The organism is Candidatus Allofontibacter sp., assembly GCF_038145245.1.
Taxonomy (GTDB): Bacteria; Pseudomonadota; Alphaproteobacteria; order Pelagibacterales; family Pelagibacteraceae; genus Fontibacterium.
In genome coordinates, this window is the sequence record NZ_JAYQPI010000054.1 from 1 (window position 1) to 3,406 (window position 3,406).

At 32.7% G+C, this 3,406-nt stretch carries 3 protein-coding genes; 2 read left to right on the plus strand and 1 reads right to left on the minus strand.

The genetic code is table 11. From position 1 onward, the window contains the following. Positions 1-169 precede the first annotated feature (169 nt). The gene (gene rpsO / locus AC8IGH_RS05190) at positions 170-439 is read left to right on the plus strand and encodes a 30S ribosomal protein S15 (RefSeq protein WP_507419654.1); all 270 of its coding nucleotides are present in this window, start codon (positions 170-172) and stop codon (positions 437-439) included. Positions 440-445: 6 nt separating this feature from the next. Beyond that, the gene (pnp, locus tag AC8IGH_RS05195; protein ID WP_507419655.1) at positions 446-2,521 is read left to right on the plus strand and encodes a polyribonucleotide nucleotidyltransferase; all 2,076 of its coding nucleotides are present in this window, start codon (positions 446-448) and stop codon (positions 2,519-2,521) included. Here pnp and AC8IGH_RS05200 read toward each other — a convergent pair. Then, a complete protein-coding gene (locus AC8IGH_RS05200) occupies positions 2,518-3,306 on the minus strand; it encodes an enoyl-ACP reductase FabI (RefSeq protein ID WP_507419656.1) in 789 nt (262 codons plus the stop codon). The two genes, pnp and AC8IGH_RS05200, sit on opposite strands and share 4 nt — an antisense overlap. Positions 3,307-3,406 lie beyond the last annotated feature (100 nt).

Below are 3,406 nucleotides of genomic sequence, written 5' to 3' on the forward strand. Positions count from 1 at the left end.
AAAGATGAAAGAATTAATTTAATAAAGAATGGAATGAAAGTTAGTTTGGTTAATGAATTTGGAAAGGTTAGTTTAGAAAATATTTATACTGAGGCTTTAAATAAGCCACTTGCTCTCGGATACCTTAAGTCCGGTTTTTTTTATCCTAGGAGAGTGTTTAATTAAAAAGATGACAAAAAAAATTTTAAATAAAGAAAGTGTTTATAAAGATTTAAAACAGCATGCTAAAGATGTTGGCTCTTCAGAAGTTCAAATTGCTATTTTAACTGAGCGAATTAGATATTTAACTGAACATTTTGCAAAAAATAAAAAAGATAAACATTCGTATACGGGATTAACGACATTGGTGAATAGAAGAAAAAAACTATTAGATTATCTCAGCAAAACAAATGCAACCAATTATAAAAAGATCTTAGAAAAGCTGAATATCAGAAAATAAATTTTAATGTTCAAAATCGTAAAGAAAGAGATTGTTTGGGGAGGGAAGAAATTATCTATTGAATCTGGTAAAATTGCTCGTCAAGCAGATGGCGCAGTTATATTAACTTCAGGTGATACGGTTATTTTAGCAACAGCTGTTGGTGCAAAAAAAGCTAAACCTGATGTAGATTTTTTTCCTCTTACAGTAAATTACCAAGAAAAATATTATGCCTCAGGTAAAATTCCAGGTGGATATTTTAAAAGAGAAGCACGACCAACAGAGAGCGAAACCTTAATATCCAGATTAATTGATAGACCCATCAGACCATTATTTCCAGAAGGATTTAGAAATGAAGTTCAAGTTCTGCCAACTGTACTTTCATATGAAAAAGATAATGATCCAGAAATATTATCTTTAATTGCAGCTTCAGCTGCATTAGCTATTTCAGGGATTCCATTTATGGGACCCGTTGCAGCTTCTAAAGTTGGTTATATTAATAACAGTTTTGTTTTAAACCCAACAAAAGAACAATTAAAAGAATCCCAATTAGAACTTGTTGTTGCAGGAACTAAAGATGCAGTTTTAATGGTAGAGTCTGAGGCATCAGGATTAACAGAAAAAATAATGTTAGATGCTGTAAAATTTGGTCATGAGCAATTCGGACCAGTAATTAAAATGATTAATGACTTTGCTTTAGAATGTAAAAAAGAAACATGGGTGGTTGAGACCAAAGATCTAAAAGATATAAAAGATAATTTATTAAAAAATGTTAAAAATGATTTAGTAGCAGCTTTTTCCGAGCCAGATAAAAAGAAAAGAAGTGAATTAATTAATTTAGCAAAGGAAAAATCGTTAGCGCTTTATGCAGACTCGGAGGAATTTAGTGTAATTGATGTTGAGTCTCAGTTTAAAGATATCGAAAAAGAAATTGTTAGAACAAAAATTCTTAAAGAAAAAAAGAGAATTGATGGCAGAGGACTTGCGGATATTAGACCGATTAAGTGTGAAGTAGGTATATTACCAAGAGCACATGGTTCTGCTTTATTTACAAGAGGCGAAACTCAAGCAATTGTCGTCACAACTCTTGGAACTTCAGAAGATGAACAAAGAATAGAAAGTTTAGATGGATTACAGAGATCTAGATTTATGTTGCATTATAATTTTCCGCCTTTTTCAGTTGGTGAGGTTGGTAGAATTGGAACAGGAAGACGTGAAATAGGACATGGTAAACTGGCTTGGCGAGCTGTTAATTCGATTTTACCTAAAAAAGAAGATTTTCCTTACACTTTTAGATTAGTTTCAGAGATTACTGAATCTAATGGCTCATCTTCAATGGCAACTGTTTGCGGATCATCCCTTGCTTTAATGGATGCCGGAGTTCCAATTAAAAAGCCAGTTGCTGGAATTGCTATGGGTTTGATTAAAGAGGGAGCTGATTATTCAGTGCTATCTGACATTTTAGGTGATGAAGATCACTTAGGAGACATGGATTTTAAAGTTGCAGGAACCGAAGATGGAATTACTTCATTGCAAATGGACATTAAAATTACAGGTATTACTTTTGAGATTATGGAAAAAGCATTGTCACAAGCAAAAGATGGTAGAATTCATATTTTAGGTGAAATGAATAAAGCACTCAAGGTTTCAAGAAAAGATTTATCAAAACATACTCCAAAAATGGAAAAAGTAACTGTCGATAAAAAAGATATCGCAGCTATTATTGGAAAAGGTGGTGTGACAATTAGAGAGATCGTTGAATTATCCGGTGCTAAAGTTGATATTAGCGATGATGGAGTTGTAACTATCGCTGCGCCTGATGAAGCTTCAAGAAATAAAGCTTTGGAGATGGTGAAAAGTATTATTGCAAAAGCAGAAGTTGGAAAAATTTACTCAGGCAAAGTTGTTAAAATTATGGAATTTGGGGCCTTTGTAAACTTTTTAGGCAAACAAGATGGTTTAGTTCACATCTCTGAACTTGCAGCAAAAAGAGTAGAAAAAGTAAGTGACGTTGTAAAAGAAGGTGATGAAGTTAAAGTTAAAGTTTTAGGATTTGATAAGGGAAAAGTTAAACTATCAATTAAACAAGCTTTAGACAGCTAAGCCTGCATATTCTTGGGGTTTGGCATACCAACAATATTATAACCTGCATCTACATAGTGAATTTCGCCTGTAACACCGGCCGCAAGATCACTTAATAAATAAACCGCAGCACCACCTACATCATTAATATCAACATTTCTTTTTAGTGGAGAATGATTCTCATTCCATTTATATAAAAATTTAGCATCACCGATTGCTGAAGCTGCCAAAGTTTTAATAGGGCCTGCACTAATTGCATTTACTCTAATTCCATTAGATCCAAGATCTACGGATAAATATTTAACACTTGTTTCAAGAGCTGCTTTGCAAACTCCCATAACGTTATAATTTGGAATAACTTTATCAGCACAATAAGTTAGAGTGATAAAGCTTGAACCCGGTTTCATTATTTTAGAAGCTTCTCTACAAACTTCTGTAAAAGAAAAACAAGAGATCACCATACTACTTGAAAAATTTTCTCGAGAAGTATTTAAGTATTGTCCAGATAATTCTGACTTATCTGAAAATGCAATAGCGTGAACTACAAAATCTAAATATCCCCATTTATTTTTAACGTCGGAAAAAGTTTTAACAATTTCTTCTTTCTTTTCCACATTACAATCCAATGTAAATTTTGAACCTAAAGATTCTGCAAGAGGAATAACTCTTTTCTTTAAAGCATCCCCTACATACGTAAATGCAAGCTCAGCTCCATGTTCATTTAATTTTTTTGCAATACCCCAGGCAATTGAGCGATCATTCGCTACACCCATGATTAATCCTTTTTTACCTTGCATTAATTTCATATTAGATACTTTCAAATACTAAAGTTGCATTCGTTCCACCAAAACCAAAGCTATTAGACATTATACAATTTAAATCTACATTTTTTTTAACTTCGGTCAC

Excerpts from the sequence above, each read along its gene's own strand:
- pnp (WP_507419655.1), top strand. The coding sequence starts at position 446 with ATGTTCAAAATCGTAAAGAAAGAGATTGTTTGGGGAGGGAAGAAATTA.
- AC8IGH_RS05200 (WP_507419656.1), bottom strand. The coding sequence starts at position 3,306 with ATGAAATTAATGCAAGGTAAAAAAGGATTAATCATGGGTGTAGCGAAT.
- rpsO (WP_507419654.1), top strand. The coding sequence starts at position 170 with ATGACAAAAAAAATTTTAAATAAAGAAAGTGTTTATAAAGATTTAAAA.